The organism is Legionella sp. W05-934-2 (assembly GCF_964199965.1).
In the GTDB taxonomy this organism is placed as follows: domain Bacteria; phylum Pseudomonadota; class Gammaproteobacteria; order Legionellales; family Legionellaceae; genus JAFIFT01.
In genome coordinates, this window is record NZ_CAXMZT010000004.1 from 294301 (window position 1) to 320618 (window position 26318).

Genomic DNA, 26318 nt, shown 5'->3' on the forward strand with positions numbered 1-26318 from the left:
AGCAAACGTAGGTTGGGCCTTGGCCCAACATTTGGGATGAGTGCAGTTATAAAAGGAAAATGAAAATTGCGGCTATCTTTCATTGTGAATAATGAATAGTTAGAGAACAGTTTAAATAGATTTTCTTTCTAACATAGATTCATTATAGCCAGACAGTAAGCCCAAAAATGACTATCACACAAAATGTTCAACTCATCGCTATTGAATTAAGAAGCGATGAAAAGAAATTTTGTGCAAAAAGAAATCGTTTAAAGCCCATTTTTATATAGGGCTAGCATTACTAGATTGCTTGTTACTATCAAAAATTATAAGCAAACGATTTGTTCAGCTTGAGGGCCTTTTTGACCTTGAGTTACAACGAACTCTACACTTTGACCTTCTTTTAATGTTTTAAACCCACTACTTACTATAGAGCTAAAATGGGCGAAAACATCTGGCCCCGAACTTTGTTCAATAAAACCGAAACCTTTAGACTCATTAAACCATTTAACCGTACCAGTTGTTGTTTTGGACATAATATATACCTGAAAAAATTATAAGTATGCTTAAATATTAAGCTAGCTAGGAAGATGAAAAAGATAGTTTTATTGATAATAGCGCGTAAATTATGAAAAAAACGTGGAATTAGTAATATGCAAAACCGGCTTTCTCTCAAGCCATAGTAGTACAATAACACCTATATATAAATATAGCAATTTATATTTATACTGAGAAAAGTCTTTACAATGGTTTCAATAATCGGCTATACGGGTTTTGTTTTAAATTGAAATTTAACATTATTTTGGCCCCAATTAGTCTGCCAGCTCAAATAACTATTAAAACTGGGGATTGATCGCTTTTTTCATTTGTCTTTTTGAAGTATTCAATGCAACTACGCTTCAGAAATTGTCGCTTCAGCACTTCATCAGCACAATAAGGATTTCGAAAATGCTTCCTTTTCCCCTTTGACTGATATTATTTATATTAGAAATATGATATAATTAAAACATGTGGGTAAAAATTTTTGTACCCACCCTTCTTTTTTACTTGCCTATTACATGTGATTCTATTTTAGATTTTTGGCGCAATCACTTACCTTTTAGTCATTTTGAATCGAAGCTGACTGTTAAGGTAGGAATGTTATGAGCCATAAAATATGCCATTACTGTTTACAAATTTCTGATAGTTTTTCCCTCCAAGGAAAATACAAAACGAACAATGAGAAGTTTCTCTGCTATAGATTATGCAATTTATGTAATCAAAAGTTAATTGGAATTAATTCATACTCTGATAAACAAGGCCGTCAAACCTTCTTAACCACCGTCAAGGCTAATGCTAAAAACTATCCTGAATATGCTTAGGAGAAATTTTTCTCGCCTTTCATCATTCCAATAATCACAAGGTGTTATTATGAAACAAAATAAAATATATGTCGGTGCTTTTTCATCGTCTACAACTGAAACGGAACTCAGAGAGGCATTTTCAGAATTTGGTTCTATTGATGATATTAAAATCATTATTGATAGATATACTGGTGAATCAAAAGGTTTTGCATTTATTACGTTTTCATCCAATTCAAGTGCTGTAAAAGCTCTAAATATGAATGGAAAAGAACTAAAAGAAAGAACTATCCGGGTCAGCGCAGCTAGAAAAAAAGAGAGTTTTCGAGGTAACCAAAATCTTTGGTAAAAAGTTAGGCCGTATCTGTTTCAGACATGTTGAAACTCTGGCAAAATATGTATCACATGAAATCTTTTCTCAAAATATAAGTGTTAATCTATGATTCAATTCCCGAAAGCCGATCTGCAAGGTGTACTTAGACAAAGAGTAAATGATTATTTTAACAGTTTAGGTATCTCTAAATATGGAGGCAAACCAATAGTCATAAAAAGTGTCGTTTTGCTGGCATTACTATTTATCCCATATGGTATTTTATTAACGTATGATCTTAATTCCATATCAATGCTTCTCCTTGCAGCAACGATGGGAGTGGCTATAGCGGGCTTAGGTATGGGGGTTATGCATGACTGTATCCACGGCTCGTTTTCTTCCTCACCAAAACTGAATAAATGGTGGGGTACGTTAATATATGTGCTGATATCAGGTGGTAATCCAATTTGCTGGCGACTACAACATAACGTACTTCATCATAGATTCACAAACATTCATGATGTTGATGAGGATTTAAACCCTTATGGGTTTATGCGTTTTTGTCCACATGATAAGCAAAAACCAATATTTAGATTTCAGCACCTATATGCCATTTTCTTGTATGCTTTGACAACTCTAATATGGGTGTTACATAAAGAATTTGCTCAGCTAAAGCGGTATTTCTCAATGGGTTTAATCAAGTCAAAAGTTCAATATAGGAAAGAGCTTAGGTTTTTAATAGTTTCAAAAACCATTTACTATGGTTATATGCTTATTATACCGATGATGATTTTAAATATTAATATTTTTCAGTGGCTGATAGGCTTTATAATCATGCATGCTGTTACTGGAATCATTCTAGCAGTTGTATTCCAGCTCGCACATGTCATTGAAAATACAGATTATCCTTTGCCCGATAACAGTGGTAATATTGCCCATGACTGGGCTAGCCATCAAGTTAAAACCACCACGAATTTTTCTCCAAATAACCGTCTGTTAACTTGGTTTATTGGTGGTTTAAATTTCCAAATAGAGCACCATTTTTTTCCAACGATTTGTCACGTCCATTATCCTAAAATCGCAGGAATCGTACAACAGACCGTTAAAGAATATGGCCTAGGCTATCACTGCTACCCGACACTGGGACTTGCGTTAAAGGCCCACTTTAAACACTTGTATACACTTGGACAGACCGACATGTCTTTAGTTAATAATATGGAGAGCAGCTAGACGATAAAGTTAGCTGTATCAAACTCACCGCATCAATTTAAACAATACAATATTTCTTCTGAATATCATCTGGATTGTTTTCATTTAGAAAATAGAGAGAATAAAATGACATTTACATCCCTTGAGCTATCAAATTCCACCACGATAGCTTTACGTGAAAAAAATTATACTTCACCAACCTCTATTCAGCAAAAGGCCATACCTGCTATCTTTCTAAATCGTGATATTATAACGACTGCTCAAACCGGCACAGGAAAGGTGTGTGCCGCTAATTATTAATTTTAATCAACATTAGCTAGTAAATTTTATATAATCTTCTATTAAATCACTAACTGAGGCCTTCAGCCCCCATCTATCTATGCATCTATTTTCTAACTTCTTCTATGCGCAAGTGTAAATTGCGCATAGCATTTCTATTTTTAATAATAGCGATTAAGTTGATATTATTTAGACATATTGAAAAGTCGTCTAAAATACATTTGAACCCTAGATAAGTAGCTTCCTGTAATTGAAGGAGAGCGAGGACTACTTAATGAATTTCTAATAACTATATTATCTGCTTGAGGCCCTTTATCTCCAGCGATTACAATAAACTCTACTTTCTGACCCTCAATAAGAGTTTTAAAACCATCGGTAATGATAGAGGAAAAGTGAGCAAATACGTCGGTTCCTGAGTCCTGCTCAATAAAACCAAAACCTTTCGATTTACTAAACCACTTAACAGTTCCTGTCTTTATATTTGACATAAAATTATCCTGATATTTATAGGATGGAGTGACTAGACGGGCTAAATAATAAATAGATACAAATGAAATTTAAGATAATAATGAATAGTTAGAGAACAGTTTAAATAGATTTTCTTTCTAACATAGATTCATTATAGCCAGACAGTAACCCCAAAAATGACAATCACACAAAATGTTCAACTCATCGCTATTGAATTAAGAGGCGATGAAAAGAAATTTTGTGCGAAAAGAAATCGTTTAAAGCCCATTTTTATATAGGGCTAACATTACTAGATTGCTTGTTACTATCAAAAATTATAAGCAAACGATTTGTTCAGCTTGAGGGCCTTTTTGACCTTGAGTTACAACGAACTCTACACTTTGACCTTCTTTTAATGTTTTAAACCCACTACTTACTATAGAGCTAAAATGGGCGAAAACATCTGGCCCCGAACTTTGTTCAATAAAACCGAAACCTTTTGACTCATTAAACCATTTAACCGTACCGGTTGTTGTTTTTGACATAATATATACCTGAAAAAATTATAAGTATGCTTAAATATTAAGCTAGCTAGGAAGATGAAAAAGATAGTTTTATTGATAATAGCGCGTAAATTATGAAAAAAAACGTGGAATTAGTAATATGCAAAACCGGCTTTCTCTCAAGCCATAGTAGTACAATAACACCTATATATAAATATAGCAATTAATATTTATACTGAGAAAAGTCTTTACAATGGTTAGCACTATACCCAAGATGGCGAAGAATATCTTCTGGTACGCCCGGGTCTGTAATTCGATAATATCCCCCATTAATATTAGGAAATAATGAGCTTTGCGTATTGGCATCATTGTCGCCGCATGGATAATAAGCTATAAAGAGGGGGTAGGATTGATCTGGGGAAAGCTGGTGGCGCAGGGTTCCAAGTTACTACTTACGCCTAGACCATTCAAGATATGGAAGTTGCGCTGGGATCACGCGCTAAAACTGATGTGTCTGAAGGAAATTTTAATACCCACATCATGCTACGGGTGAAAAATGAGAAACGGAGAACTTACGGGTCAAACTACTACCCCAAGTTGGTGTAATCGGTCATACCCAGATTTCTTTGGTTAATGATACTCCGCATGGGGATGATGGTGTTTATTTTAATAAAACTAATGAGGATCGGGTTCTGACTTCTTCTGTTTCTATGATTGGGGCGGAGGATATTGTTTCTTTGCCAAAGGGGCAAGCATTTATTTTCGTCAGTGACGCTGAAATTTATAAAGTTAGACTGCCTTTGCCATTAACAAAGGTTCCTCAGTAACACCCCCTTTGTGCCGGACAATTTTTTAAAATAGCCGTCTTTGCGAACGTAGTGAAGCAATCTAGAACAGATTTCTGTTCAGAGATCGAACTGGATTGCTTCGCAAAGCTCGCAGCGACGGTGCTTTGAAAAAATTGTCCGGTACAAAGTAACACGCCACCTTAATAATCCAGCTTAATTTTTTCCTAACAATTAGTCTAATGCTTGATCTAGGGATATTTCTATCAACTATTTTCAATTTCTTGACGGTAGAATCATTTTTGTAACAATATCCTGCTATAAAATGATGCTAAAATAATCAAAGAGTCGAAGATTAGGGTTCAATATGCCAGAAAAAAAGAAAGCTATAGAAACACTAATGGAAAAAACCGACATTCCCGGATTATCTATGGCGACAATGAAAAATGGAGTTATTGATTATACTGCCCTCGGGATGACAAGCTGTGGCTTTTACAAAGTTAATGAACTGCCCAATGATGAGCAAATGAAGAAGCTTGACTCATCCAGGTATCTATTAACGGACGATGGCCTATATTTTTATAATGTATCTACAAATCAATTAGAAACGGTTTCCGAAAATGACGTTATAGTCAAAAACACCATGGATAAGATTAACCACGACCCCATGTACCAGAAGTTCGAGCAAATTCCTGCTTTAAAAGCCGATCAGCTTCAACACATTGAGCAAGAAACGAATCATCCATTTCAACCCCAAAAAATTGATGAGGGCACTCAATTTGGGGCTGCCTCATTAAGCAAGCCAGTATTTTTTTATCTGGTTTTGAGAATTATTGAAGATAAAAATATTCAGAAAGAACTGAAATTAAATGATTTTGACTTGAATTCAAAATTAGTCGATTTACTCCCTGGTTTTGATGAAAAAAGTGGCTTGGCTAACGATATTACTGTTGGCATGGCTTTGTCCCATCAAACGGGGGTTCATGACCCTTCACAAGATTATGGTGCACCAGAAATATTATTTGAACCAGGAAGCCAATTTGGGTATTCAGGTTTCCCATTGATATACCTTCAAATGGCATTAGAAAAAAATACGGGGCAGACTTTAGAACAATTAGCAAAAAAATATGTTTTTGATCATTGCCACATGGACCATAGTAGCTTTTTGAAAAAGGGACATGTCGACTTGTTACCTGATTATTCAGCTAAAAGCTCTGTTTTTCCTGCTGATATTGACTCCTATTCTTCCGTTGCAGCCAATAGTCTGCGAACAACCGCTGAAGATTATGCCAAGTTCATGCTTGAATGGATGAATGATGAGAAGCTTTCAAAATATTTAACTACGCCTGTAGTTAAGTTAACCAAGGATAGTTGGGCAAGAACTGTAGGAATTGATGAAGATCGTTTAAATAATTTGGCCTGGGGACACGGCATAGGTCTTCAGCTAGAACATGGGAAAGTAACTGCTGTATTCCATAATGGTGATATGAATCAGTGGCGTGCCGTTATCACGATGAATCCCCAAACAAAAACTGGTACGGTATTTTTTAGTAACTCACATAATGGTGATGTTCTTACTGAAGAAATCACCAATGGCGTAATAGATGCCAGAGAGTCTTGTGAATATATGCGTGATAAATTTGGTTTTGCAATGGCCTATGAAGAGGATTGGGAAGCCAAACAAATGAGCCGTATGAAAAATATCGATCTTTTTATTGTGGGAAAAAACCTTGAGGCGGCAAAACTGAACTTGGATCTTGCGACAGAGCGATTACTAAAAGCTTTGGAATTGTCTAGTAATGTTACTCTAGCAGAAGAGCATTTAGAAAAAGCCAAGGAACGTTATCAAAATATGCAAAAATTTTTAGAGAGTCTTACAACTAAAGCTAATCAGCCTAAAGATTCTAACAGACTAAGCACAATAGATGACATGGTTGATAAAGCTAGGAAAAATGAACCTGAAACTGGAATTTCAGGCGCCAGCGAAGAAGAATGGGCTCAAGAAGAAAATGAGTACAAATCAAGCTACTCTCTTATGAGTAGAACATTGAATAAATATTCACCGAGACCAGTCCCCAAAGCATCACCAAACCATGAAAAAGATAAAGAATCAAACCAGAGACAAAAGCAAGAAAGAGAAGAACCTGTCAGTATGAAACCTTCTGAAGAGGAATCCAATAAACCAAAAACACCCTACGACAGAATGTATAGTGGCCCCAAACCAACTGGGTATGAAGATAAATAATTGAAGGGCTGACTTAGAAAAGTAGAAGAGAAAATTTGAATCAATCAGAGAAACCACGACAATGATATATTCATTAGGTTCCTGATACACACATGCTTAATCAACAAGAAAAGAGGATTGATCGCAAAGTTCGAGGAATTATCAGTCGTGAGCTTGGGCATTCCCGCCAATCGATCCTAAAAATTTATTGTGGATAGTATAAGCTTGGCATAATTGCGTATTTAACTAATTCATATTAGGAACCAATCATGGTGGTACTCAGCATGGTGTTTTGACAGATAATGTTGGTGCATTAATAACGGATTTCTTTGTTAATCTAACTGATATGAATTATGTGTGGAAACCTGTCAGTAACAACTTATATGAGATTTGTGATCGCAAATCAGGTGTGGTCAAATGGACAGCAAGTCGTGTTGATCTTGTTTCTGGTTCTAACTCTATTCTTAGAGCTTATGCTGAAGTTTATGCTCAAGATGATAACAAAGAAAAGTTTGTTCATGACTTTGTTAAGGCATGGACTAAAGTCATGAATGCAGATAGATTTGACTTATTGTAAGACCAAGCTTGCTTCCAGGCATACGTCATTGCGTGTAAGCTGCTTCAGGGACGTTACCTAATTGCTATTTCATAAAAGTCAATAACCCCAAGATTCCTAATCCCAATATAAAAAATACGAAATGGATAAGACTTTCTTTGATACCAGTATGCTTATTCACCTCAGGTATCAAATCAGATGAAGCGATATAAATAAAATTTCCTGCCGCAAATGGTATTAAAAAACTTAAATCTATTTCTAATGAAATGAAATAGGTGACCATTGCGCCCAGTAAAAAAGTTGAAGCGGAAATAAAATTAAATATCAGCGCTTTCTTTTTGCTCCACCCACCATGTATTAAAACAGCAAAATCGCCCATCTCCTGTGGAATTTCATGGGCTACGGCTGCAAGCCAGGTAATTATCCCTAATCGTAAATCAATTAGAAAAGTACTTGCGACCGCCATACCACCAATAAAATTATGCAAACCATCGCCAATTAGAATCAGATACGTTAACGGCTTACGACAAATGCTATTTGCCGTATTGCAATGGTGCCAATGTAAAAACTGCTCTAAGATAAAAAAGGCACAGTAACCTATCAGTAAATATAAAAACCCAAGTGCGTAATTGGTATGAACTTGAAAATAAGCTGGTAGCATATGAAAAAAAGCCCCTCCCAGCAACGCCCCTGCTGCGAATGCCACCATAGGAAGTAATATTGTTTTCAGCTTTTTTTCTGCAAGAAATAAAAACAAACCTCCCACCAGTGAAACCACACTCATTAAGCTACCGAAAATGATTAACCAAAATAATATACTCACATGCATATAAATATCTGCTTAATTTATATGAAGAAATAAATCATTACCTTTTAAAGTATATATTATTTAAAACTCATCGAGTTCATTTAGCCAAGTAACAATCAAGAACTCCTAGTGCATTAAATGCTAATTATGATTTTTTACCGGATGGTGATGTTCTGGTTATGACTGAAAGATTAGATGAAATTATGGCTGATAAATTAATAGCATTGGTGAATACAACACGCTATGTTCGCCATCGAGACACGTGTTGCTGATTTGTCAATAAGGTCTTTCCCTGATTTGATGATTCCGCTATAAAATGTTTAGCACACGCTCCAGACGCTGCTTCACATCATGAGCCACTTCACTAATTTCTGGATTTTGAACCATTTCCATGATCGCCTCTGGATTCATGAATTCGATATGAACAGCGTTGTTTTCATCTTCGCGGATGACAACATTGCAGGGAAGTAATAAACCAATTGAAGGATCTTGTTCAATAGCACGGTGGGCTAAATGGGGATTGCAGGCACCTAAAATGCGATAGGGTCGAACATCTTTATCCAATTTTGTTTTTAACGTTTGTTTGACATCAATATCTGTCAAAACGCCGAAGCCTTCCGTTTTTAATGCTTCGGTCACTCTTGCAAGGGCTTGATCAAAGCCATAATCGACAGTTTTACCAAAGCCATATTGAATCTTACCCATCTCTTACTCCCATTGGAACCTAACGGTTAACTATATCATAAAAATTGTCTGTCAGGCCAAGGGCTCTTAACTGGGTGTGTTCATCCATTAAATCATGTCATTCCTACTGTATCCCTTGGCTATGCAGATAGTCTTCATAGTTTCCAGAGAAATCAACAATACCGGTAGGCGTCATATCAATAATTCGTGTAGCAATGGAAGAGACAAACTCTCTATCGTGGCTTACAAACAGGATGGTGCCTGGGAAGTTTTCCAACGCCAGATTAAGTGACTCGATGGACTCCATATCCAGGTGGTTGGTCGGCTCATCCATTAATAAGACGTTTTTCTTGAGTAAAATTAATTTACCGAATAACATCCGGCTTTGTTCTCCCCCAGACAGGACCTTCACCGATTTTTTCAAATCATCACGACCAAACAACATACGACCGAGGGTTCCTCGAACAATTTGGTCGTCATCGGTTGCTTTTGCCCACTGGCCAATCCATTCCGATATTGTTTGCTCAGTGGCAAAATCAGCAGCATGATCTTGGGCAAACACGCCTATTTCTGCGTTTTCTGCCCATTTTACTGTTCCCTGCATCGGCTCTAAATCCCCTGCAAGGCAGCGCAGCAAGGTTGTTTTTCCTATTCCATTTGGTCCAATGATTGCAATACGCTCACCCGCCTCAACACGGAAGCTGAAAGGTTTAAAGACGACTAAGTTGTCGTAAGCATGTGATAAATTGGTAACTTCCAGAGCTTGACGATATAATTTTTTTTGTTGCTCAAAACGGATAAACGGGCTCATCCGGCTGGATGCTTTGATTTCATGTAATTCAATTTTTTCAATCTGCCTTGCTCGAGAGGTGGCTTGTTTTGCTTTCGATGCATTGGCTGAAAACCGGCTGACAAATTGTTGTAGTTCGGCGATTTGGGTTTTCTTTTTATCATTTTCAGCAATTAACCGCTCACGCGCTTGGGTTGATGCCAACATGTAATCATCGTAGTTACCAGGATAAATGCGTAATTCGCCATAATCGAGATCAGCCATATGTGTGCAGACACTGTTTAGAAAATGCCTATCATGTGAAATAATGATCATGGTTGAATTACGTTGATTTAAAATGTTCTCTAACCAGCGAATGGTATTGATATCAAGGTTATTAGTCGGCTCATCCAGTAATAAAATATCTGGGTTGGAAAACAGAGCTTGGGCTAGCAAAACACGCAATTTCCAGCCTGGCGCGACTTGACTCATTAATCCTGTGTGTTGTTCAACTGGTATTTCAAGTCCAAGTAATAACTCACCCGCTCTGGATTCAGCGGTATAACCATCTAACTCGGCAAACTCCATCTCCAAATGGGCCACTTTGATGCCATCTTCTTCAGTCATTTCTGGCAAAGAATAAATTCTATCGCGCTCTTTCTTAATTTCCCAGAGTTGGCTGTGCCCCATGATGACCGTATCTAAAACGGTAAAGGCTTCATAAGCAAATTGATCCTGACGCAATTTGCCCATGCTTTCATCTGGTCCAAGAGAAACATTGCCAGAAGTGGGCTCTAGATCGCCACCTAAAATTTTCATAAGCGTTGACTTACCACTCCCATTGGCTCCAATCAGGCCATATCGATTACCGTCGCCAAATTTAACGGAGACGTTTTCAAAAAGGGGCTTGGCATCAAATTGCATGGTGATATTGGCAACAACAAGCATATTAAATCCTATCAGGTCAACTGTCGTGAAAAATCAGGGGGCGAATTATATCACATTATCGTGAACTGTGGAGTATAACAGCGCGCAGCCCGGATGGAGGCGCAGTCAATACACCAAGCGCTATTATATGAATAGGTTAATTGGGCAGGGTTATCGGGCGTAAAAGTGCATTTCACAATCACAGGCGAATTGTTTAGAACAGGCTCGTCAAGGGAATGTGATTCTTTTGGTCATTTAATTTTTTATTGGTTTCGTGTATTCACGAATTCTAAAAAGATAGCCAGCAAAAGTTATACACAAAGCTAGAAAAACTCCAAAGGCAGATTCTGTGAAACGTAAGAGTGTATTCTTCACCACGCTGGAATGAGGTGCTAGAATATTTATGCCAATAATAACCACTACAACGCAGCTGGATACTCGCGACCCTTTTTCAAACTCTAGAACAAGCGTGAGAAAAACCGTCAGGGTTACTGCCAAAAATATTGCAAAATAATTAGTTCCAAAAGTTACGGCGATCAATAAACCTATGAAACAGCCAATAGTGGTACATATCATCCTAAATTTTGCCGTAGAAAGCGTAGTATCCATAAAAGCAAATAATATCGCCATCGCATTAGTCATGCACCAGATGCCTCCCCAAAATGGCAAAGCTTGATGAGCATAAACTGCCGTGTTATAACCAATCACAAAGGCAAGTATGCCAACAAGTGCTGATTCAATGCTCATATAAACTGGTTTTTTATACTTCTTAATTATATGCTTCATTTGAAAATGGCTGCTGTTCATCTTGTTCCATAGTTTGGTACTTTCTAATTCCCATCTGATAGCTCAATCCAAGCGCTACCAACCCAATCATAAGTCCCGCAATTGTTTCTAAGAAACGGGTTGTCAAATTAAGAAACAGGGTAAAATTAGGAAAAACTATCCCAATGATTGCCACGATAGCCGCTTGCGTAGCCGCCATTCGAGTGCCTGCATAAAATTTAATAAGCCGCGTTGCTAAAACACTCAAAGCAATTGCAACAAACATTTGTAAATAGCCATAGCCAAACCAATAGCAGCAAAGCCCTGAAAATAAGAATCCTATAAGAGACGCGTTAAAACGTAGCTTAGCAGAGGCAATAGAGGAATCGATAAAAGGATACAGAATACAAATAGCACAAACCATGCACCAAAACCCACCGATAGAAGAATAGTTTGGGCTAAAATAAGCAAGAATTTCATGGCCTGTCCAAAAACTAACCGATGAAACCACGCCATACTCAATGCTTATGTAACATTTTTTTTTCAAATTACTAAAATTTAAAAAATTTGAATTGTTAATCACCATGATGCATTGACTTAAACATGTTTTTGAGAAACGTTGTAGAAATTCCCTCAGTCCTTTCTAAATATATAACCTGGCATAATTTTTTAAGATTATCAAATTGGCCTTCCCAGTCATTTCCCATTATAAAAATATCAACATTGTAATCCTGAATATCCTTCTCCTTCTGAGACCAGCTGTGTTCAGGTATGACCATATCAACATAGCGAATCGCTTCCAAAATTATCCTTCGATGTTGATAGGAAAATACAGAATGTTTATTTTTTACCAAATTAAATTCGTCCGTAGATAGCCCTACTATGAGCCGATCGCCATAACTTTTGGCGCGTGCAAGCATTGAGATATGCCCCGCATGAGTCAAATCAAAAGTACCATAGGTAATTATGGTTTTCATGACCTGTTTCCCTCCAAATCCATTTTTTCAGCAATAATTTTATCAATTTCATCAATTAAATTTTCACGAACCAAACCAAATCTATCATTTAAAAAAGAATTTCTTGTAAAATCAAGTCGTATTTCATTCCAATCAGTGTAAACTGTAATTCCCATATCCGTCAGTGAGACATCATATAAGCCCCTTTTTTGCGCATATTCTTCATAGTCGCTCTGATAACTGATAATCGGTTTCTGAAAGCGGGCAAATTCAAAAAGTATCGAACTATAATCAGTAATTAGTAGGTCTGAAACCTGATACAGATCTTCGATAAAAGGATAATTGGTCATATCAATCATATTACTTAATGAACCAAAGTTAAATTTTTCATTAATCATATAATGGGCACGAACAAGAAAAACATAATCAGGATGCTTCTGAAAAAACGCTTCAGGTAATAGGCCGGAAAGTAGAAACCCTTTATCATTATCCCAAGCATACTCTCTAAAGGTGGGTGTATATAAAATAATTTTTTTATCTAAGGGAATATTGAGATTCTTTTTGAGCTGCAAAATCTTATCTTGACTAGTCTGAGTTGAAGGTAAATCACAAGGGTAATTCGCTTGAATTAGCTTTTTATCATACAAAAAACAAGAGCGAAACCTATCTGCGGTATACTGATTTTGAGCAAACAAGTAATCCCACTTATTAATTTCATTAAGAAAACCCGCTAAGTATAGATATTTGTTCGTTTTAATCCATGCTGAAGAAATATCGGTTTGATCAAAAGCCAGCTTCTTATATGGAATTCCGTGCCATATTTGAATATACGTTTGATGCGGGTGCTTATTTAGTAACTTATTATATCGGACATTATTAATAATTACTTTCGCACTGTGGAGATATTTAACATGACGAACTGAGCCAAACTCAACGATCTTGATTCGAGGGTCAATGCACCAGCAATGCTCATGTTGATTAGTAGCAAAAATTACCTGATGCTTATTAGCCAAATGATTAGCGATTTTAATGCAATTGGAGTCCAACTTATTACCTTTGAAAGAATCGATAACTATATGAGGCTGCAACTTCTTTTTAGTATAAAGTTTTTTAATACGGTCAATACGATTTTCTTTATATTTTTCAATTAAACTATTCATCTAGCTCCCTTAAATTTAAAGGTAATCCAAGCATCTTTTTTACACTTATAGAATCAAGTTTGATTCATTAGCAAATAAATTAGGAAACGTCTCTATTGTATAGCCAGCAGCGAAAAAGTTAGAAATTGCAGCAAACTTTGAGATCGATCGAGGGGAATAGCCAGCCCTGTTTAACGAGATCGAGCAAAATTTAGCCCAATATATCACTTTTGAAGCCCAGCTATAACTTATGGGTTTTGCATAATTTAAGAAAACAAATTTCCTTCAATAGCTATTTGTTATTACAGTATGTTAACTATCATTATATCACTGAAAGTTAAACTAAAAATCCCTTAACCCATTTAATTAAATTAAAGCATAAACCAGGATATTTTAAAAGATGTGGTTAGGTAACGTCCCTGGAGTTTTTTTATATATTATAAATTAAAGTAGATGACACCTGAGCGCTCACATAATATAAAGGACTACCGAAAGCCGCCCCACCCTCTTCTGTAAATTCTTGCATATAGGGGCATATAGGGGTCGCACCATAATAAAAACCTTATATCCCATTGATATTAAATACCACTGATATAGGACCATATATTAGTTGCAAGACACTAGGTAACGTCCCTAAATCCAATCAAAAATATCCCAACACTAAGCTGAATCAAATTCCTTCCAACGTCTCAGTCATGACCGATTGCTGGTAAAGATGGTAAGTAAAGATGTGCCATCACCCGTCCAATAGCGGATGTTAAAAGAATACAAAGGAATAAATATCGTTTTGAATCAGTCATTTTTTCATTATGAATTAACTGATCTGATTATACGATGCCAAACCATCACAGATCGAGCTTTAGCTTGATGCCGGGTGGAAATGCTTTTTCCATTTAAATTCAAACTAGAAAATTAACGATCCATGTTGAGTTTGAGCCATTGGATAAAACGATAGCCCCAAATCCTATTTGTTGCATCTTGGGAGATTCTTCTACTCAACACAAATTATGTTCTTATATAATACACATTGATTTACATTTAACAAATAAATTGTTATAATTACAAACTTCCAGTTTTCTACAAGGCCATCATTCCAATGATAACAATTTATGACATTGTCACTACCTTATTTGATTTGCATTATAAAGATTCCCAGTTAAAATATGAAGATTGGAGAAATATGTCAATCAGCTGTAAATTACTAAATGCTTATCTTTCAGATAAAATTCCTCAACCAAATTTTGATAAACAAGCGCTTAAGGCGATAGTTAGCTTTGTTTTTGAAAACAGCGAGCAATTTAAAGCTACTCAGTTTAGGGATATGGATTGGTATGGTCCTGTCAATCTCTTGTTAGAAACTTTAGATCGGAATCTACATAGCTTCTTAAATGACAAAACTGCTGAACTATATATGGCAAAGTTCCTGACCAAAGGTTTTAACTCAACTAACTTATTCGATCGTTGTAAAGAAAAAGAGGACGACAGCTTTTTCAATAATTCCATCAAAAAATGGCAAGATAGGCAACAAGCGTTGCTGATATATACTAAACCTGGCATTGATAGACAATTAGAATGTATCCACGACTTGATTCGAAATGAAACTTTTTCTGTATCAGATCTTCGAACAATGATGACTGAGCTAGAGCAGATGTTGAAAGTATGCTACGGGGAAATAAGATATAAATCCATGCTTAGCAAGTATATTAATATGAACATGACACCTGAGAATCTGACTCCCTTAGAATTTTTATACCCATTTAAGGATGAGGAAGTCTACCATGTTTTAAAAGAATATGGTGCTAAAGAAACAAGCCGGACCTGTTATTCGCCCTTACTTTTTAATTATGTTCATCCTGCATACATGGCTGCACTGAGCGCAGGTAAAAAGCAGGCAAAAAATCTGTCGGATTGGGTCGATGATACAATGGATATTGATTTCGAAAGCAATCCTATCTCACGTCGATAGCAAAATAGCAAGAGCATAGCGAGGCAGGATCTTGGCTATGCATCTATTAAACCACCTCATTATTTGTCTGACCCATTTGGGCATTCCGCCAAACCATTTGTCGATACCAGGAACATTTAGCTCATTATTGCATTTTTCAGGTGATATGTTTTTTTCAGGGCATGTAGGGTGGCTATTTTTATTATATTTAATCTTCTACCCGATGAAACGATGTCGGCGAGTATTCCTGTCTGTCTCAGTTCTATTTGGTTTATCGGTTGTATTGGGCCATATCCACTATAGTATCGATGTGTTTTCCGCCCCGTTTATGACATTTACCATATTTCATATGTCTAAGTGGCTATTCCGTTCAGACTGGCTATTATTGAATATGACAATGAAACGTCTTTTGCTTAAACCGTAGAAAATCATTTCAACAGGACTTATGAAAAACCCCAAGGTCGAGGCATAAATATTTTTCAATGAGGGAGTTTAGACTAACTAAATGACCGAATTGCAAAAATGTTTATAACGAAGAGATTGGGAGTATTTCGGAAGTCCTGTTCAATTTGGAACGGTTACTTCGCTTTTCTTAGTTTTCTTGATTGATTGCTTAAGAAACAGCGGCTACTATCTAAGGCGAATAGAACTACTTGTATCGCTTTGATAATCTTCGACGTCCTTATTCGCCTCTAATCTACCTTCCGACGTGACGGCTAGCATGTTAACAGGTTCAACTTTCACTGAGTAAACGAATGAAAGTTTAGAGGAATTCTCAGCAAACTTTGTTTCAACATGTAATTCTTGATGCTGAAACTCCCATTGATCGTTTTCATATTTACCCACTAAAAATGTCTTTTGAAAGGTCTTTTCGGCACCATAGTCTTCTGAAATAAGGCCTTTAGCGCTTACAAGTTGGTTTGCTCCTTTGTCCGTCAACGCCTGGTTAAGAACTTCCATATGCGATATTTGAGGGTTACTGTCATTATATAATTGATAAGTCTCATCATCCTCATACAGCTGATGAACCGCCTTGGTTTGCCCTAATTTGTTTTGTGCAAAGACAACATTACAACCAGTGAGCATTGGGGTTAATAATAGATGGGGACTGTCAGGATCTTTGGGTAGGGTGTAACTTTTAGTAACTTCGCGACCTGTCATAGGTAGCCAGTAAGCTTGAAATGCACCAAGCTCCCCTTTTGCACCTCTTTGCAAAATAATTTTGGTGGCTTCAGGCGAATGTTTATCTCGATAGGGTTCAATTCCCTTTATTTTAAACCAATGCACAGGGGGATTTGTCCCTTTATCTGTAAACCCAATTCTTGTAAAAAATGTGTCTTCTAAGTCAAATTCAACACGATGTGATTGGATAAATTTGAAAGGATCCTCGTTAAACTCTTCAGCCAACTTCACATTGTTCGAAGCATTGGATCTGCTGTGTGATCCGCTGATTTTAAACATTTGTAACTTTTTCTTAAAACGTTCAAACACCACACAACACCATTTTATGATTTATATGTATTAGTATGATTCATTTGCAAGGTTTTTCCACAATCATAGAAATTAAAACCGGCCTCGGAAAGGCTTGCGTTAAGAAATCCCTCGGTGTCTATAAGTTATCTTTTTGTTATAATAATTCTAACATTATTTAGGCTACTGAAAATATTATACGGGTAATTGTAAATGTCTCAAAAAATCAAAATCCTTGTCATTGGCGCTGGCATTGCAGGGCCTGCCGTTTGTTATTGGTTAACAAGATTTGGTTTTTCGCCTATCTTGATTGAAAAATCTGCTGGGATTCGAAAAGGCGGGCAAGCACTGGATGTCCGCGGTATAGCAACACATATCGCTCGAGAAATGGGTATCTATGACCAAATAGGTGATAGGCGTACGCGAATAGAATGCGGTCGATTTGTGGATGCGTCAGGCAAAGTCCTCCATGAAGAACAGGGTGAGAAATTCGGATTCAGACAAGACGATGAAGTTGAAATTCTCCGCGGTGATTTGGTTGAAATCCTGATGAAATCAATTCCTGGAGTGCCCTGTTATTTCAATCAATCGATTGTTAGCCTGCAACAGAATGATGATAAAGTCATTGTCAATTTTAAAGATGGGAAAGTTGAGCAGTTTGATATCGTGATTGCAGCCGATGGCATCCACTCGACTACCAGGCGCATGGCCTTTGATAAACATGAATATCAGTTAATTAATCTTGGTTCCTATCTGTGCACATTCACCATCCCCAATTACCTTGGTTTGAGTCATATGGACTTGGAATGTGAAGCAAACCATAAACTGGTGTCAATCAATAGCGATAACAATCCTGAAATAGCGCGTGCTGGATTTATGTTCCGCTCTCAACATGTATTGAAAGATATACGTGATGAAAATGAACAAAAACAATTTCTGTGTGATACGTTTCGGGATTTTGGCTGGGAAGTACAAAATATTTTACAGCGCATGCCAGATAGCGACGATTTTTATTTTGACGCCATTACCCAAGTAAAAATGCCCAGCTGGACCAAAGGCCGAATAGCCCTTGTTGGCGATGCAGGGTATTGCGCTTCCCCACTATCTGGTCAAGGTAATAATCTGGCATTCGTTGGCGCCTACATTTTGGCAGGCGAATTAAAAGCGGCTAATGGCAATTATATTCAGGCGTTTACTCGCTATAATGAACGCCTCCATCCCTTTGTTGAATCCAATCAAAAATTTGGCGTTTGGGTGAGCGAATCATTCCTGGTGGAAGATGAAGTTTCCAAAGAAATTGCTGAAGAACGTTCAAACAGAATCCTATCCATGATCAAATCCGTTTCAAATGCGATTACATTGCCGCGATATGAGTGAAGACGTCGCTTTATCTATCCTATAGACATCCATAAATTACTGCAATACCAGTAAATTTTAGAATTTAAATCAATTTAGATACTATGGCTGAAAGAAATGAGAGTTTTTTTACCGTTATAGCAGTACTTATTGATATATTCATACGAAAAAGAACAAATAAAGACTGCATCTTTATCAATATTACTGCTGTAACAGTAATATATTCCGCATAAAGCGGAGGGCGACGTTCATGGGTTATTGCTATGGTTTCATAACCAAAATGATGTCAGAAATAAATCCTGGTTTCTAGTGCGGAATAACAGATCGAACAAGCGCATCGGGCTGATTAATACATCCGTTTAGATCAGTTGCAGCAATGTGAGCAGTTTATCATGGATATGCTGAAGCATCCGTTGGTAGTGCATATGAGTAAAACTACCTCAGCGCTTGGGGATAAGTCTATGTTTTAAAAAAACTGTATATCCCTCAGAGCCTATTTTTCAGGGTTTGACCTTGCTAGGCGCCTTATACCATGCTGGTGGAATAGCGCTGATTCCTTAACTATTGTTTAGGTCTTGCCTTGGGTATACTCACATCAATTGGATTGGGTGTTATCGATGGATCGGTTGAAGAGGCTGGAGACTTCTCTGGGTTTGGAGATTTCCTTTCTTTTAACTCAGTGAATCTATTTTTAAAGTCACTCTTATCTGTGTTCTCGGGTTCTTTCTTAAGGCCTTTTAAATTATTAATGAAATCTTGGCGAATATTGTTAAGTTGATCAGGATTCACTTTTCCCTCAAGCAACTCACCATCGCCATAAGACAAGGCGTAGCGTCCATTTGGATTGCCATTGGCATCGACTTCAATGACCATAAATGGGATCTTTTTAGCAGCCAATTTCTTAAAAAAGGCGATCGCTTCTTCATGACTGCCAAATTCTAATACATCATGACCATTTTTGTCTTTCAAAGGTTCCTTTTCAAATTCCTTTCGATAGGCATCGAGCACTAAACGATTATAATCCTCAATCGCTTTCATCAGTTTTGCATCTTTATCTTCACCCTCATCGTTTGCAAGCTTTGGATTGGGAAGTATAAAGGTAGTTAAATTTTTACTCATTTCCTGGTTTGCAGTCATTGTCTTTCGGGCTGCTTCTTCCTGAATTCGTCTTAGTTCATCTTTTTTAGATTGGGTCATTATAGTATCCTCTCATTCATGTTGTAGAATAGAATACATCGGATGTATTTATTTTAGTCTTTCATGATAATATTTTACCACTTATTTACAATATTGTCAGTGTTGTCTGAAACTGAACCCGCACACTGATGTCTAGATGTACTCCATTGACTCGGTATTAACCCTCGTCAATGCATGGTTACTTAAAAAATTACAACACTGATAGGGGGATATCAAGATATTGGCGTATAGTATATTAATACAAAAAGGCAAATTAGGGCCCAAGCATTCAATGTCACGATTAACAAGGTTTTTAACGTTTGAGGGAAACATCTCGACTTTTGTTAATTCATTTATTGTACAATATTATCTTTCATCGAACATTGCGCTGCGTATGGGCGATCGCGAATCTAATGAAAATTTAAATAAACCAATTCAAGCCCTTCGCTCCCAAGCCACAGCTTGATATAGTTTAATCTATGGGCCTAAAGCTGTAGGGCAATTTTTGTAGATATTTGTTTCACCGGGATGAGATTTGCATTGAAATTTCTTAATACTGAACTTGAGAAAGCATAAAGCTGGAACTTTTTTGATCTATTTTGACTTTCAAGATGAGCGTATACCCGCTCTACGAGTGAAAGTTAGTAAATTTTACTTCTTATAAGTTAAAAAACTTAGCTAACATGATAAAGGCGACAAGGGATAATGAAGGTAAAGACAGACACCCCATTAATACTTTAAAAAACCAATTTACATGAACCTCCCCATCAGACCGCTTAATCTTTACATTCAAAACAAAGAATATGATTAATAACGCTAAGGTTATACCAGCAAAGCATGCCCACAAAACACCGATATAGCTTGGGGGATTTTGCCATAAATTTGCAAACGTATAAGCACTAATATCTCCAGCATCCACTGAGAAAAAAGAAGTTAATAGATAAAAAAATTGCAGAGTATAAATTTGCCAATAACTCTTTTTAGACATATTTTTTACAAGAATATAAGTTCCTAACAGATAATAGGTACTTCTAAGTATGTATTCTGGTATGCCCAGAATATACATACCCCAACCAAATACCAACAGCCGGAACAAATAACCCAATAAAAAGGTTATATCAAAAAGTTTGAACATCCATAGTTCTTTTTTCGTCATTCTGACAGCGCTCAACTTTAAATAATCCAAGCGACCAGGAACCCAGTATGCATATTTTTCCCTAAACAAACAACATGGGAATTTGAATAGTTAACAAAGAAAAACGAGATCTTATGCCTAAATTTCTTTAGAAAGTGGTCCATTAATTTCGCCCACCTCTTTTCGCTTTGATGATTGCGGAATAAGCTTGCTGAAATCAATGCTTTGTTTGAGGTATAATACAATCCTCTACTTCAATTAACCGAATCAAGTTATGCAAAAACTAAGCACTGTTACATGTCCGACATGTGGTCAACAAGATACTTGGAACCCAAATAATGTTGCCAGACCTTTTTGCTCGCAACGTTGTAAATTGATTGATTTAGGTGAGTGGGCAAGTGAAACCAGGACAATTGCTGGTGAGTCAATCGATCCTACTATTGCTTTTGATACGAATGACGTTGTGCTTGAATGAGATTATTGTCTCATCCGAAGTAATCAGAGAGCGATGTCAAACCAGCGTGTTATCTGACGGATTGTCCCTTTATTTTCAACAAAACTGGTCTTTTTATGACCAATTGACTATATATTAAGTAGGGCCTTAAAAAAAGTGACGCGTTATGTTGCTCAAGTTATCTATTGTTATCATGATGGGTTGTTTTAGTCTATTGACTAACGCTAAGCAATCAAATCATGCGTTTCATCCCCTCCAAAGCTTGCTACAAACAGCTACGGCCAATACAGCAGCCAAGCTTGATGATAGGCATAAGCTTGTGCATTATAGTCACCAAAATTACCGGCAATTTAGAGGCTCTCATCGAAAGTTTTACAGTGGTAGTCGTCGCATCTATCGAAATGATTTACGCATCTATAACAATGGTCAACGGTTGGATAATATTGGGACTCGCTTTCGAGGAAACATTTATATCAATCCAAGAAAGATCTATCAACATAAATATCGATTCAATAACTACCCAAACTATCCATACGATGATGAAATCATCATAAATAGACCTTATAACCGATTCCAACAATTTCAGGATGAAAATAATCCCTACTAATCGGGATACGAGGCCATCATAGGGCTGCCAGCATTAATGAAAAAATAGGTTTTATCTAGAAATTAATTACCTCGCCAGGTATAATGCACAACTACTTATCATTTAGTAGTAAGTCATGACACAATCAAACCTATTAATTGTCTGGTCCAATTATTATAACGATTTAGCTGAAAAACAGCTGGAGACTTGTTTAAGTAAGTTAAAACAGTATCCATATCATTATCAAGTTGAAACAGTTGAAGCTGGCACTTATGAAATCCCAACCGTTATTACCCATTATCATCGCACGAATCCTTTTGATGCTTACTTACCTCTGAGCTTGTTACTGAAAGGGAAAACCGACCATTATGAGTTTATTTGGGAACATGTGAAAGCGTGCTTTATCAAATTCACATTAGACGGTCTGCTCTTGGGTAATGGAATTATTACCGCCCCGAGTATGGAAGTTTTACAAGAACGAGTCGAAAACGGTGAACGAGTCCAAGAAGCAATTAATGCAGTGGATTATCTAATTCGCTTTAAAAATAATAAAGATACATTGTCTCATGCCTAATATCCTAATCATTTCGTCTGAAGTCCATAAACAATTAGCATCCGAACAGCTTGGTCTCTGTTAAAATCTTGTTAAAGCCGCAGGTTACGATTACCAAGTTGAGATATTTCAAGCAGGGGCTGATGAAATTCCGTTTGTCATAAATACCTATCATCAAAATAATCCCTGTGATGGATATATTGCGCCGGGTTTAGCCCAATTGTCAGGCCAAGACTTAACCTAGAAGGATAGAGACTGTTGTCGACCCTTCATAGGTTGGCAGACTGTTTTATTCAACAATTGGTGGAACAGACAGGCACCTCTGGGTACCGCGTACGATCCCTGAAATTATTTATGTGCTATATTTTAAATCATATAGATTTAGTTTATAGCATTTATGCCCGCAACCATATCCGCTCACGATGCGTTCCAACTACTGCATTATCAATATGCCCAAAAGCCCGGTTATGTTGGGCAGATTAATGATATCATTGACAACGAGCTACATTCCTCTAAGATTTTGTGCCTCTCAGACACCACCGATGTGATGGTTGGCCCAAGACAGCCGACCGATTCGCTTGCCATTGCCATTGAGAGAAAGATTAGTCGACCTATCGAAATAGTGGGCTCTGACTATATCGATTTCAACTATATGACTTCAGACAAACCTAAATGGGATGACCCGCTGTTTGGTGCACATCTACCTCAAAATAAAAATGAGCCTAGGCGAGAATATTCTAAGGTGGATAGCAAAAAACTAGCGGAAGATTTAAAAAATAGAACATCATTTGATTTGATTTTGTCTAAAAACTCGCTCTGCTGTTGTGATGGTACCCATACCTGTGGTGGTGTGCCCATAGACAAGCAATCACAAAAGCAATATTTAGAAACACTCTTAACAAAAAGCCCCGATTTAATGGTCTTGAGTGGCAATAAAATGTTTTTTGATGATGAGGCGCAACGTAAAAATTATCTTTCAGCTAAAGCTAACCTAAAGGATGCCTGTCATGAATTAACTCAATCATCACCAGACTATGGATTTAGAGTCATTGATACAAAGGAGTATCATGGCGTTGATGGGCAAAATGATTCACATATGGAATATGGCTATATGCTGGTTGTTTATAAGAAAACTGCGGTTAATTTTATTGATAAAAATGAATCACTTGAGCAACTCCGGCGCGTCAAAAAGATGGGAAATGTGGAATCGGATGCAAAGCAAACTCATCAACTAACCAATTCGGGTCAATCCCTGTTTTCTAGCAAAGACTCTGCGCAAAAAGACCAGACAAATTCTGAATTGGTTAACAGACCACCAAAATAAATTGTCTCAGCACCTCGGTGGAGTCAAGGCGATATGCGATATCTTCAACAGCATTTATTCATGGCCCACCATCCGAAAGATGGATTATTTGACTAAAATCGCTCTCAACAATGCCTGCATTAACTTTAGGTATTACAGGCTGAATATAACGCACCAATCTATTTCATTTCTTTTGAAACATCTTGGGCTAATGGTGCTGGATGACTCACGGGAATTCGAACTACTTTAGCCCCTTCATTATAGCTGAATTTCATATATATATCGTAATAAAATCCAATAGGTCCTTATCGTTGAATAAGAATAGATCAACACCATTGCCCAGCCCAATCCAATATACCGATTTGGCGTTGAAGTATAAATGGCATGAATGGATCTGAATTTATTTCAATTTACTATTGATGCTGCTTCACTTAAATGATATTAAATTAATTATCATGATTTTGTGTCGGAGGTAATACCATGGGCCAGACATCCAGATTACAACGTCAGGGTAACAATCTATACCAAACACGTCTATTTGCAAACATTCATCAATTACAAGTCCAATTAGATCAACTGGATAAAAAGCAGCCCTTCTTTTCAAAATTTTTCTCGCGGTCCAATACCCACAAAGCCTCTGAATTAGCCAATCAACTCGATAGCATAACCGATGTTTTAAAATGGCATGAGCTAACTCAAACTGTGTTGCGTGGAAGCTATGATAGCGAGATAAAGACATTATTTAAAAGAGCATTTGTTGATCATGAATTAGGAAAAAGCCATATAACTGATCGTGTAACTTTCATTAACAATCAAAGACTTGAGGCAACCGCAAGCCAATCAGGACCGCCATTTGGCGCTTTTGCTACCATGGGAATAATAATCCAAAATCAACGGACCCAATCAGAAATTTATGAACAATCCTATCGAAAGCTTAAAATACACTTCGATAAACTCCTTGAGCAAAAAGCACAGCAAAAAAAACACGAACTCAATTAATTAGGGTATGTTTATTAGAATGCATCGATGAGTTTAAAGGAATAAGTACTCACGATATTCAACGCCATTTTCTATTCTATACTATTATTATGTTTGTAATTTATACATAATGGCGATTGTCAAATGACAAGCGAAAAAAACGAGGATGTATTTTCCAGCCTTGAAAGAAGCCGAAAGCAAACGCTAAATCAGTCTAGCTTTCAATTTAAAGAGCTTGACCCCAGCGAATTGGAAGATTACCCCGCGTTCTTAATTGGCAATGACAGGCCCTTGAATGAAACAGAGTTAGAAAGTTTTCAAATGACATCTGATTTTCTGCTGGTAGGAACATCGTTGTTTCGTTCGATTGATTTTGCTTGTCGATTGGCCTCAACCCACAAAGTGAATCCCAAAGTGATTATTGTCGACAATAGTCGACAGGTAATCGATACCTGGGCAAAGCTTAAATCCTTTTTTGAAAAGACAACGGAAACGGATGCAAAAAAATTCTTAGAAGATCCGGATGATGGTTTCCTTGAGTTTATTTTTAATGAATTACAAGATTCGACTATGAATGCCAATCTTCGAAAAGGTACACTGGTAAGTAGTGTTCCATATTTTAGGCAATTTTTTAGAGTTTATAGTGTCGAGCAAGTCAGATCCATCATATTAAAAGCGCAAGTTTTGCGACAAGATTGGGGAAATGACGAATTATTTAATGATATTAAGCGCCTCTATCCGGATAGACCAATTGTGGCGTATCCTTCCAATATTATTAGCTGCTGTAAACAGTCGGATCAGTGCAAGGTATTAAAATCAATTTCGACGCTTCAACCTTCATTATGTATCTTTTCAAACCTTGATCCTGACTGGCGTGTGCCAACGATGACTTATATGCTTCCAAAGCCCACCATTGTCGAAATTGGCAATATATTGAAATTAGAAGATAGTGTCGTTAATCCGACTGAGGGTAATCTCGGCAATAGCCCGCAACCGAAATGAATTTTTAACATAAACACTGAGGAATGATAAATTATGGATGCTAAATACAAGCAGTTCGATACCACATACACCAGCCCCCTGGGAACCTATGAGCTATGTTGGATTAGATTAGAAAGCACTGCCCAACAAGACCTATTCCTAGAAAAATTGGCCTCCCTTTCCGACTCGTCATTAGCCAGACTCGATATCAGTGGCAATCGACTTGGCGAATGCCCTCCAGCGTTTCATGCAAAGGTATTTGAGAGTCTGCAAAAGACGCCTGCAAATTTCCATACCTTGGATCTGAGTTTTAACCAATTGGGTTTAGTGCCAGTCCATGATTTATGTCATCTACTTAGTCATATTCCAAGCTCGGTAGTAGACGTTAATTTCACTCATAATAAATTGAAAAATTTTAGTGAAAAAGAACTAGACAAAATTGCATGCGCTTTCCCTGAAACAGTAAAAGTTGTCGATTTTGCATCGAACTCTTTATCGGATGACTGTGTTGATAAATTAGCTGGCATAATTTCTGATCACTCAGTTTGTAATAGGAATAACCCCTAGGCGCGACGCTCTGAGTGATCCTGATATATTTTTGTTCAATAAGAAAAAATTGGCAAAACCAAAGAGAACCCCCTCGCCCGCGCTAGAATTTTAACCAGGGGTAAAATCTTGCTCGCGGGAGAGGGTTGGGGCTA

Annotated in this window: 27 protein-coding genes and 3 pseudogenes; 17 read left to right on the forward strand and 13 right to left on the reverse strand. The window is 37.1% G+C overall.

The window, feature by feature from the left end; genetic code table 11:
- Positions 1-305: 305 nt before the first annotated feature.
- Positions 306-515: a cold-shock protein gene (locus AB3348_RS06725; RefSeq protein ID WP_367606800.1), complete on the reverse strand. Its 210-nt coding sequence runs from the start codon at positions 513-515 to the stop codon at positions 306-308.
- An 874-nt stretch (positions 516-1389) separates the two neighbouring features.
- Between AB3348_RS06725 and AB3348_RS06730 the strand changes: the two genes are divergently transcribed.
- The 3 genes from AB3348_RS06730 (at position 1390) to AB3348_RS06740 (ending at position 3138) form a co-directional block, all read left to right on the forward strand.
- Positions 1390-1668, forward strand: coding sequence for an RNA recognition motif domain-containing protein (locus AB3348_RS06730; RefSeq protein WP_367606801.1), 279 nt, complete (start codon positions 1390-1392; stop codon positions 1666-1668).
- A 90-nt stretch (positions 1669-1758) separates the two neighbouring features.
- On the forward strand, positions 1759-2859 hold the full coding sequence (locus tag AB3348_RS06735; protein WP_367606802.1) for a fatty acid desaturase: 1101 nt from the start codon (positions 1759-1761) through the stop codon (positions 2857-2859).
- Between the two features lie 105 nt (positions 2860-2964).
- Entirely contained in the window at positions 2965-3138 is a 174-nt protein-coding gene (locus AB3348_RS06740; RefSeq protein WP_367606803.1) for a hypothetical protein, read from the forward strand.
- Between the two features lie 266 nt (positions 3139-3404).
- Here the strand turns inward: AB3348_RS06740 and AB3348_RS06745 are convergent.
- Positions 3405-3605 (reverse strand): annotated as a pseudogene (locus AB3348_RS06745) (cold-shock protein); the annotation flags it as partial.
- A gap of 294 nt (positions 3606-3899) precedes the next feature.
- Positions 3900-4109, reverse strand: coding sequence for a cold-shock protein (locus AB3348_RS06750; RefSeq protein ID WP_367606800.1), 210 nt, complete (start codon positions 4107-4109; stop codon positions 3900-3902).
- A gap of 372 nt (positions 4110-4481) precedes the next feature.
- On the opposite strand from AB3348_RS06750, the pseudogene AB3348_RS06755 reads away from it, so the two are divergent.
- The 4 genes and pseudogenes from AB3348_RS06755 to AB3348_RS06770 all read left to right on the forward strand — a co-directional run.
- Positions 4482-4894, forward strand: a pseudogene (locus AB3348_RS06755) (conjugative coupling factor TraD, PFGI-1 class); the annotation flags it as partial.
- A gap of 325 nt (positions 4895-5219) precedes the next feature.
- Positions 5220-7097, forward strand: coding sequence for a serine hydrolase domain-containing protein (locus AB3348_RS06760; protein WP_367606804.1), 1878 nt, complete (start codon positions 5220-5222; stop codon positions 7095-7097).
- A gap of 95 nt (positions 7098-7192) precedes the next feature.
- Positions 7193-7294 (forward strand): annotated as a pseudogene (locus tag AB3348_RS06765) (integrase); the annotation flags it as partial.
- Positions 7295-7368: 74 nt separating this feature from the next.
- Positions 7369-7653, forward strand: coding sequence for a hypothetical protein (locus AB3348_RS06770; RefSeq protein WP_367606805.1), 285 nt, complete (start codon positions 7369-7371; stop codon positions 7651-7653).
- A 64-nt stretch (positions 7654-7717) separates the two neighbouring features.
- Here AB3348_RS06770 and AB3348_RS06775 read toward each other — a convergent pair whose 3' ends face one another.
- From AB3348_RS06775 to AB3348_RS06805, 7 genes are all read right to left on the reverse strand, one after another.
- Positions 7718-8461, reverse strand: a complete 744-nt coding sequence (locus AB3348_RS06775; RefSeq protein ID WP_367606806.1) for a ZIP family metal transporter — start codon at positions 8459-8461, stop codon at positions 7718-7720.
- Between the two features lie 288 nt (positions 8462-8749).
- Positions 8750-9145 carry a DUF302 domain-containing protein gene (locus tag AB3348_RS06780; RefSeq protein ID WP_367606807.1) on the reverse strand — a complete coding sequence of 132 codons (396 nt, stop codon included), beginning with the start codon at positions 9143-9145 and terminating at the stop codon, positions 8750-8752.
- A gap of 103 nt (positions 9146-9248) precedes the next feature.
- Positions 9249-10841 carry an ABC-F family ATPase gene (locus AB3348_RS06785; protein WP_367606808.1) on the reverse strand — a complete coding sequence of 531 codons (1593 nt, stop codon included), beginning with the start codon at positions 10839-10841 and terminating at the stop codon, positions 9249-9251.
- Between the two features lie 234 nt (positions 10842-11075).
- Positions 11076-11606, reverse strand: a complete 531-nt coding sequence (locus AB3348_RS06790; protein ID WP_367606809.1) for an FUSC family protein — start codon at positions 11604-11606, stop codon at positions 11076-11078.
- The gene (locus AB3348_RS06795; protein WP_367606810.1) at positions 11590-12171 is read right to left on the reverse strand and encodes an FUSC family protein; all 582 of its coding nucleotides are present in this window, start codon (positions 12169-12171) and stop codon (positions 11590-11592) included. The genes AB3348_RS06790 and AB3348_RS06795 overlap by 17 nt, the downstream gene beginning before the upstream one ends.
- Positions 12161-12562: a glycerol-3-phosphate cytidylyltransferase gene (gene tagD, locus AB3348_RS06800; RefSeq protein ID WP_367606811.1), complete on the reverse strand. Its 402-nt coding sequence runs from the start codon at positions 12560-12562 to the stop codon at positions 12161-12163. The genes AB3348_RS06795 and tagD overlap by 11 nt, the downstream gene beginning before the upstream one ends.
- Positions 12559-13701, reverse strand: coding sequence for a CDP-glycerol glycerophosphotransferase family protein (locus AB3348_RS06805; protein ID WP_367606812.1), 1143 nt, complete (start codon positions 13699-13701; stop codon positions 12559-12561). The genes tagD and AB3348_RS06805 overlap by 4 nt, the downstream gene beginning before the upstream one ends.
- A gap of 1075 nt (positions 13702-14776) precedes the next feature.
- Here AB3348_RS06805 and AB3348_RS06810 point away from each other — a divergent pair.
- Positions 14777-15646, forward strand: a complete 870-nt coding sequence (locus AB3348_RS06810) for a hypothetical protein (protein WP_367606813.1) — start codon at positions 14777-14779, stop codon at positions 15644-15646.
- A 37-nt stretch (positions 15647-15683) separates the two neighbouring features.
- Complete coding sequence (locus AB3348_RS06815) at positions 15684-16049, forward strand: phosphatase PAP2-related protein (RefSeq protein ID WP_367606814.1); 366 nt, start codon at positions 15684-15686, stop codon at positions 16047-16049.
- A 206-nt stretch (positions 16050-16255) separates the two neighbouring features.
- Here AB3348_RS06815 and AB3348_RS06820 read toward each other — a convergent pair whose 3' ends face one another.
- Positions 16256-17086, reverse strand: coding sequence for a hypothetical protein (locus AB3348_RS06820; RefSeq protein WP_367606815.1), 831 nt, complete (start codon positions 17084-17086; stop codon positions 16256-16258).
- A gap of 222 nt (positions 17087-17308) precedes the next feature.
- Between AB3348_RS06820 and AB3348_RS06825 the strand changes: the two genes are divergently transcribed.
- A complete protein-coding gene (locus AB3348_RS06825; RefSeq protein WP_367606816.1) occupies positions 17309-18472 on the forward strand; it encodes a tetracycline destructase in 1164 nt (387 codons plus the stop codon).
- A gap of 540 nt (positions 18473-19012) precedes the next feature.
- On the opposite strand, the gene AB3348_RS06830 is transcribed toward AB3348_RS06825, so the two are convergent.
- On the reverse strand, positions 19013-19648 hold the full coding sequence (locus AB3348_RS06830) for a hypothetical protein (protein ID WP_367606817.1): 636 nt from the start codon (positions 19646-19648) through the stop codon (positions 19013-19015).
- A 637-nt stretch (positions 19649-20285) separates the two neighbouring features.
- Complete coding sequence (locus tag AB3348_RS06835; protein ID WP_367606818.1) at positions 20286-20783, reverse strand: hypothetical protein; 498 nt, start codon at positions 20781-20783, stop codon at positions 20286-20288.
- A 253-nt stretch (positions 20784-21036) separates the two neighbouring features.
- Between AB3348_RS06835 and AB3348_RS06840 the strand changes: the two genes are divergently transcribed.
- From AB3348_RS06840 to AB3348_RS06870, 7 genes are all read left to right on the forward strand, one after another.
- A complete protein-coding gene (locus tag AB3348_RS06840; protein WP_367606819.1) occupies positions 21037-21237 on the forward strand; it encodes a DNA gyrase inhibitor YacG in 201 nt (66 codons plus the stop codon).
- A 145-nt stretch (positions 21238-21382) separates the two neighbouring features.
- Positions 21383-21823 (forward strand): hypothetical protein, encoded by a 441-nt coding sequence (locus AB3348_RS06845; RefSeq protein ID WP_367606820.1) that lies wholly within the window; start codon positions 21383-21385, stop codon positions 21821-21823.
- 115 nt (positions 21824-21938) lie between these two features.
- Entirely contained in the window at positions 21939-22376 is a 438-nt protein-coding gene (locus tag AB3348_RS06850) for a 6,7-dimethyl-8-ribityllumazine synthase (protein WP_367606821.1), read from the forward strand.
- Between the two features lie 376 nt (positions 22377-22752).
- Positions 22753-23679 (forward strand): hypothetical protein, encoded by a 927-nt coding sequence (locus AB3348_RS06855; RefSeq protein WP_367606822.1) that lies wholly within the window; start codon positions 22753-22755, stop codon positions 23677-23679.
- 459 nt (positions 23680-24138) lie between these two features.
- Positions 24139-24657 (forward strand): hypothetical protein, encoded by a 519-nt coding sequence (locus AB3348_RS06860; RefSeq protein WP_367606823.1) that lies wholly within the window; start codon positions 24139-24141, stop codon positions 24655-24657.
- 123 nt (positions 24658-24780) lie between these two features.
- Positions 24781-25638 (forward strand): hypothetical protein, encoded by an 858-nt coding sequence (locus tag AB3348_RS06865; RefSeq protein ID WP_367606824.1) that lies wholly within the window; start codon positions 24781-24783, stop codon positions 25636-25638.
- A 33-nt stretch (positions 25639-25671) separates the two neighbouring features.
- Complete coding sequence (locus AB3348_RS06870) at positions 25672-26184, forward strand: hypothetical protein (RefSeq protein WP_367606825.1); 513 nt, start codon at positions 25672-25674, stop codon at positions 26182-26184.
- Positions 26185-26318: the final 134 nt, after the last annotated feature.

What these genes read in the sequence shown, in the direction of transcription:
- AB3348_RS06725 (WP_367606800.1), bottom strand. Translation starts at nt 515, where the DNA reads ATGTCCAAAACAACAACTGGTACGGTTAAATGGTTTAATGAGTCTAAA.
- AB3348_RS06730 (WP_367606801.1), top strand. Translation starts at nt 1,390, where the DNA reads ATGAAACAAAATAAAATATATGTCGGTGCTTTTTCATCGTCTACAACT.
- AB3348_RS06735 (WP_367606802.1), top strand. Translation starts at nt 1,759, where the DNA reads ATGATTCAATTCCCGAAAGCCGATCTGCAAGGTGTACTTAGACAAAGA.
- AB3348_RS06740 (WP_367606803.1), top strand. Translation starts at nt 2,965, where the DNA reads ATGACATTTACATCCCTTGAGCTATCAAATTCCACCACGATAGCTTTA.
- AB3348_RS06750 (WP_367606800.1), bottom strand. Translation starts at nt 4,109, where the DNA reads ATGTCAAAAACAACAACCGGTACGGTTAAATGGTTTAATGAGTCAAAA.
- AB3348_RS06760 (WP_367606804.1), top strand. Translation starts at nt 5,220, where the DNA reads ATGCCAGAAAAAAAGAAAGCTATAGAAACACTAATGGAAAAAACCGAC.
- AB3348_RS06775 (WP_367606806.1), bottom strand. Translation starts at nt 8,461, where the DNA reads ATGCATGTGAGTATATTATTTTGGTTAATCATTTTCGGTAGCTTAATG.
- AB3348_RS06780 (WP_367606807.1), bottom strand. Translation starts at nt 9,145, where the DNA reads ATGGGTAAGATTCAATATGGCTTTGGTAAAACTGTCGATTATGGCTTT.
- AB3348_RS06785 (WP_367606808.1), bottom strand. Translation starts at nt 10,841, where the DNA reads ATGCTTGTTGTTGCCAATATCACCATGCAATTTGATGCCAAGCCCCTT.
- AB3348_RS06790 (WP_367606809.1), bottom strand. Translation starts at nt 11,606, where the DNA reads ATGAAGCATATAATTAAGAAGTATAAAAAACCAGTTTATATGAGCATT.
- AB3348_RS06795 (WP_367606810.1), bottom strand. Translation starts at nt 12,171, where the DNA reads ATGGTGATTAACAATTCAAATTTTTTAAATTTTAGTAATTTGAAAAAA.
- tagD (WP_367606811.1), bottom strand. Translation starts at nt 12,562, where the DNA reads ATGAAAACCATAATTACCTATGGTACTTTTGATTTGACTCATGCGGGG.
- AB3348_RS06805 (WP_367606812.1), bottom strand. Translation starts at nt 13,701, where the DNA reads ATGAATAGTTTAATTGAAAAATATAAAGAAAATCGTATTGACCGTATT.
- AB3348_RS06810 (WP_367606813.1), top strand. Translation starts at nt 14,777, where the DNA reads ATGATAACAATTTATGACATTGTCACTACCTTATTTGATTTGCATTAT.
- AB3348_RS06815 (WP_367606814.1), top strand. Translation starts at nt 15,684, where the DNA reads ATGCATCTATTAAACCACCTCATTATTTGTCTGACCCATTTGGGCATT.
- AB3348_RS06820 (WP_367606815.1), bottom strand. Translation starts at nt 17,086, where the DNA reads ATGTTTAAAATCAGCGGATCACACAGCAGATCCAATGCTTCGAACAAT.
- AB3348_RS06825 (WP_367606816.1), top strand. Translation starts at nt 17,309, where the DNA reads ATGTCTCAAAAAATCAAAATCCTTGTCATTGGCGCTGGCATTGCAGGG.
- AB3348_RS06830 (WP_367606817.1), bottom strand. Translation starts at nt 19,648, where the DNA reads ATGACCCAATCTAAAAAAGATGAACTAAGACGAATTCAGGAAGAAGCA.
- AB3348_RS06835 (WP_367606818.1), bottom strand. Translation starts at nt 20,783, where the DNA reads ATGACGAAAAAAGAACTATGGATGTTCAAACTTTTTGATATAACCTTT.
- AB3348_RS06840 (WP_367606819.1), top strand. Translation starts at nt 21,037, where the DNA reads ATGCAAAAACTAAGCACTGTTACATGTCCGACATGTGGTCAACAAGAT.
- AB3348_RS06845 (WP_367606820.1), top strand. Translation starts at nt 21,383, where the DNA reads ATGTTGCTCAAGTTATCTATTGTTATCATGATGGGTTGTTTTAGTCTA.
- AB3348_RS06850 (WP_367606821.1), top strand. Translation starts at nt 21,939, where the DNA reads ATGACACAATCAAACCTATTAATTGTCTGGTCCAATTATTATAACGAT.
- AB3348_RS06855 (WP_367606822.1), top strand. Translation starts at nt 22,753, where the DNA reads ATGCCCGCAACCATATCCGCTCACGATGCGTTCCAACTACTGCATTAT.
- AB3348_RS06860 (WP_367606823.1), top strand. Translation starts at nt 24,139, where the DNA reads ATGGGCCAGACATCCAGATTACAACGTCAGGGTAACAATCTATACCAA.
- AB3348_RS06865 (WP_367606824.1), top strand. Translation starts at nt 24,781, where the DNA reads ATGACAAGCGAAAAAAACGAGGATGTATTTTCCAGCCTTGAAAGAAGC.
- AB3348_RS06870 (WP_367606825.1), top strand. Translation starts at nt 25,672, where the DNA reads ATGGATGCTAAATACAAGCAGTTCGATACCACATACACCAGCCCCCTG.